Here is a 3929-nt window from a genome sequence, read left to right as displayed (position 1 = left end):
GGCGTGCCGGCGCACCCCGTCCAGGTCCAGCGCGCCCACGGCTCAGACCTGGCGCAGGACCACGGTCGACCGGGCGGGGAGGTCCAGCACCTGACCCGCGTGGACGTGCGGGCTGGGCTCGGAGCCGCCGCGGTGGCCCTCCGGGTCCAGGGTGCCGGAGGTGTCCACCACCACCTCCCACTCGGCCGGGAACGTGGGCCCGGGCAGGGTGTACGGCACCGGCTCCCACCAGGCGTTCATCAGGATGTAGAAGTCCTTCTCCGCCACCCCGGGCTCCTGGTCCGCCTCCGGCACGGCGTGGCCGTTGAGGTAGAACGCGATGGAGCGGGCGCCCTCCTCCCAGTCCTCCTCCGTCTTGGCCTCCGCGTCCGGCTGCAGCCACACGATGTCCGGCAGGGGCGCCTCGACGTCGCGGGCGGCCGGACGGCCGTCGAAGTGACGGTGGCGCCGGAACACGGTGTGGTCCCGGCGCAGGCGGATCAGGGCGGCGGTGAAGTCCACGAGGTCCTGGTCCGCGGCCGACCAGTCGATCCAGGACAGCTCGGAGTCCTGGCAGTACACGTTGTTGTTGCCCCGCTGCGTGCGGCCCAGCTCGTCGCCGTGCGAGAGCATCGGCACCCCCTGGGACACGAACAGGGTGGTCAGGAAGTTGCGCTGCTGCCGGGCGCGCAGGGCGTTGACCTCCGCGTCGTCCGTCTCTCCCTCCACGCCGCAGTTCCACGAGCGGTTGTGCGAGTCGCCGTCGTTGTTGCCCTCGCCGTTGGCCTCGTTGTGCTTCTCGTTGTAGGACACCAGGTCCCGCAGCGTGAAGCCGTCGTGGGCCGTGACGAAGTTGACGGAGGCGCCGGGGCTGCGCCCGTCGTCCTCGTAGAGGTCGGCCGAGCCGGTCAGCCGGGTGGCGAACTCGGACAGCGTGCCGGGCTCGCCGCGCCAGAAGTCGCGCACGGTGTCCCGGTACATGCCGTTCCATTCGGACCAGATGCCCGGGAAGTTGCCCACCTGGTAGCCGCCCCAGCCCACGTCCCACGGCTCGGCGATCAGCTTCACCGTGCGCAGCACCGGGTCCTGCCGGACCACGTCGAAGAACCGAGAGAGCATGTCCGGGCCCTGCTCGCCCTCCACGCGCGTGAGCGTGGTGGCCAGGTCGAACCGGAAGCCGTCCACGTGCATCTCGGTGACCCAGTACCGCAGCGAGTCCATCACCAGCTGCAGGGCCTTCGGGGAGGACAGGTCCACCGAGTTCCCGGTGCCCGTGTAGTCCATGTAGTGCTGCTCGTCGCCCTCCACGAGGTGGTAGTAGCCCGGGTTGTCGATGCCGCGGAAGGACAGCGTGGGACCCATGTGGTTGCCCTCGGCGGTGTGGTTGTACACCACGTCCAGGATGACCTCGAGGCCCGCGGCGTGCAGGTCCTTGACCATCTGCTTGAACTCCCGGACCTGGCCGCCGAGATCCTCCGAGGCCGCGTAGGCGCGGTGCGGGGCGAAGTACCCGAGGGTGTTGTAGCCCCAGTAGTTGGACAGGCCCTTGTCCTGGAGCGTGGAGTCGTCCACGAACTGGTGCACCGGCATCAGCTCCACGGCGGTCACGCCGAGCCGCCGGAGGTGCTCGATCACCGCCGGATGCGCCATGCCGGCGTAGGTGCCGCGCAGCTGTTCCGGCAGGTCCGGGTGCAGCGCGGTCATGCCCTTGACGTGGGTCTCGTACACCACGGTGTCCGAGAGCTCGACCTCCGGGTGCACGTCCTCGCCCCAGTCGAAGTCGTCGGCCACCACCACGCCGAGCATGACGGCGCCGAGCCCGTCCGTGGTGTCCATGACGGCCTCGTCCCCGAACACGTAGGCGAACTGCTCCTGGCCCCAGCGGTGCTCGCCGTCCAGGGCGAGCGCGTAGGGGTCCACGAGCAGCTTGTGCGGGTTGAACCAGTGGCCCTGGTCCGGAGCCCAGGGCCCGTGCACGCGGTAGCCGTAGCGCTGACCGTGGCCAATGCCCGGGACGAACGCGTGCCAGGTGGTGTCGTGCCGGTGGGTGAGCTCGAGGCGCTCCTCCGTGCCGTCCTCGTGCACCAGGCACAGCTCGACGCGCTCGGCCTCATGGCCGACGGCGAGCGCGAAGTTGGTGCCGTCCTCGTCCGGGGTGGCGCCGAGGGGATAGGGACGGCCGGGCTCGAGGGTGCGCATGGGACTCCATGGAGGGGGAGGGGACGGTGGCACGGCTGCTCCGGATGCTCCGGGCGCGGCCGGGACCGGGCGCGGTGCGCCCGGACGCCCCTCATGGTAGTACCCGAGACCGCACGTTCCCTGTACACGGCGACGCGGCACGACGCCCGCCCGTCTCCCAGTGTTCAGGCGGCGTTGCCCCGTGCGCCACCTGTCATCACCGTCCTCTCATCCGGTGTTCCTAGCGTGTCTTCCAGCCCGGGACGCCCCGGGCAGGACGACTTCAGGATCAGTGGACCTGCCGCAGACGGCAGAGGAAGGCGGAGGCATCGTGCGCATCTCCGTGATCGGCACCGGCTACCTGGGAGCCACGCACGCCGCGTGCATGGCGGAGCTCGGCTTCGAGGTGGTCGGCGTGGACGTCGACCCCGCCAAGATCGAGCGGTTGGCCCGGGGCGAGGTCCCCTTCCACGAGCCCGGCCTGCCGGAGCTCATCGTCGAGCACGTGCAGTCCGGACGCCTGCGCTTCACCACGGACTACGCCGAGGTCGGCGGGTGGGCGGACGTCCACTTCATCGGTGTCGGCACCCCGCAGCGCAGCGGCGAGCAGGCCGCGGACATGCGCTACGTGGACGCCGCCCTCACGTCGCTGGCCGAGTCGATCACAAAGGACGCCCTGATCGTGGGCAAGTCCACCGTCCCGGTCGGCACCGCGGACCGGCTGGCCGGCCTGCTGGCCGAGCTGCGCGAGGCGAACGGCCTGCCGGGCGCCGTGGAGCTGGCCTGGAACCCGGAGTTCCTGCGCGAGGGCTTCGCCGTCAAGGACACCCTGACCCCGGACCGGCTCGTGGTGGGCGTGGCCTCCGAGCACGCCGAGCAGGTGCTGCGCGAGGTCTACGCCACGCCCCTGGCCTCCGGCACCCCCTGGATCTGCACCGACTTCCCCACCGCCGAGCTGGTGAAGGTGGCCGCGAACGCGTTCCTGGCCACCAAGATCAGCTTCATCAACGCCTTCTCCGAGGTCACCGAGGCGGTCGGCGGGGACATCCGCACCCTCGCGGACGCCATCGGCCACGACGCCCGCATCGGCCGCCGCTTCCTCAACGCCGGCGTGGGCTTCGGCGGCGGCTGCCTGCCGAAGGACATCCGCGCCCTGCAGGCCCGCGTGGCCGAGCTCGGCCTGACCAGCACCATGCGCTTCCTGTCCGAGATGGACGCCATCAACCTGCGCCGCCGCGAGCGCGTGGTGGACCTGGCCGTGGACGTGCTCGCCGCGGACGCCGGGAACCGGCGTGCCGCCCCGGTCCAGGCCCTGCAGGGCGCCCGCATCGCCATCCTCGGCGTCGCCTTCAAGCCCGACTCGGACGACGTCCGCGACTCCCCCGCCCTGGACGTGGCCAACCGCCTCTACACGCTCGGCGCGGACACCTCCGTCTACGACCCGGAGGCCAACGCCAACGCCGCCGCCCGCTTCCCGCGCCTGGACTACGTGGGCTCCGTGGAGGAGGCCCTACGGGACGCGGACCTGGCGATCCTGCTCACCGAGTGGCGCGAGTTCCGGGAGTTGGACCCGGCTCGCGTGGCCGAGTGCATGGCCACCCCGCGCCTGATCGACGGCCGCAATGTCCTGGACCGGGAGGTCTGGGCCGCCGCCGGCGTCCCGGTGGTCGGCCTGGGCCAGAAGGTGGAGCACGGCTCCCCGGCCTGAGCGAGGTCCCCCTCCCCCCTCGCCCCCGGCAGCGACGACGGCCGGTCGCCGCAGGCGGTCCGGC

Annotated in this window: 2 protein-coding genes; one reads left to right on the top strand and one right to left on the bottom strand. The window is 71.7% G+C overall.

Translation table 11 applies throughout. The features are described 5' to 3' along the window. Positions 1–42 precede the first annotated feature (42 nt). Complete coding sequence (glgX, locus tag AC2W7A_RS10170; RefSeq protein ID WP_485991252.1) at positions 43–2178, bottom strand: glycogen debranching protein GlgX; 2136 nt, start codon at positions 2176–2178, stop codon at positions 43–45. A gap of 310 nt (positions 2179–2488) precedes the next feature. Between glgX and AC2W7A_RS10165 the strand changes: the two genes are divergently transcribed. Next, entirely contained in the window at positions 2489–3865 is a 1377-nt protein-coding gene (locus tag AC2W7A_RS10165) for a UDP-glucose dehydrogenase family protein (protein ID WP_485991251.1), read from the top strand. The last annotated feature ends 64 nt before the right edge of the window (positions 3866–3929 follow it).

Source organism: Micrococcus sp. LASM2_SD2 (assembly GCF_057364565.1).
The sequence above is the reverse complement of the archived record's forward strand: the minus strand, read 5'-3'. Positions and strand labels throughout refer to the sequence as shown.

Coding starts and splice junctions, on each gene's coding strand:
- glgX (WP_485991252.1), bottom strand. CDS start 2,178: ATGCGCACCCTCGAGCCCGGCCGTCCCTATCCCCTCGGCGCCACCCCG.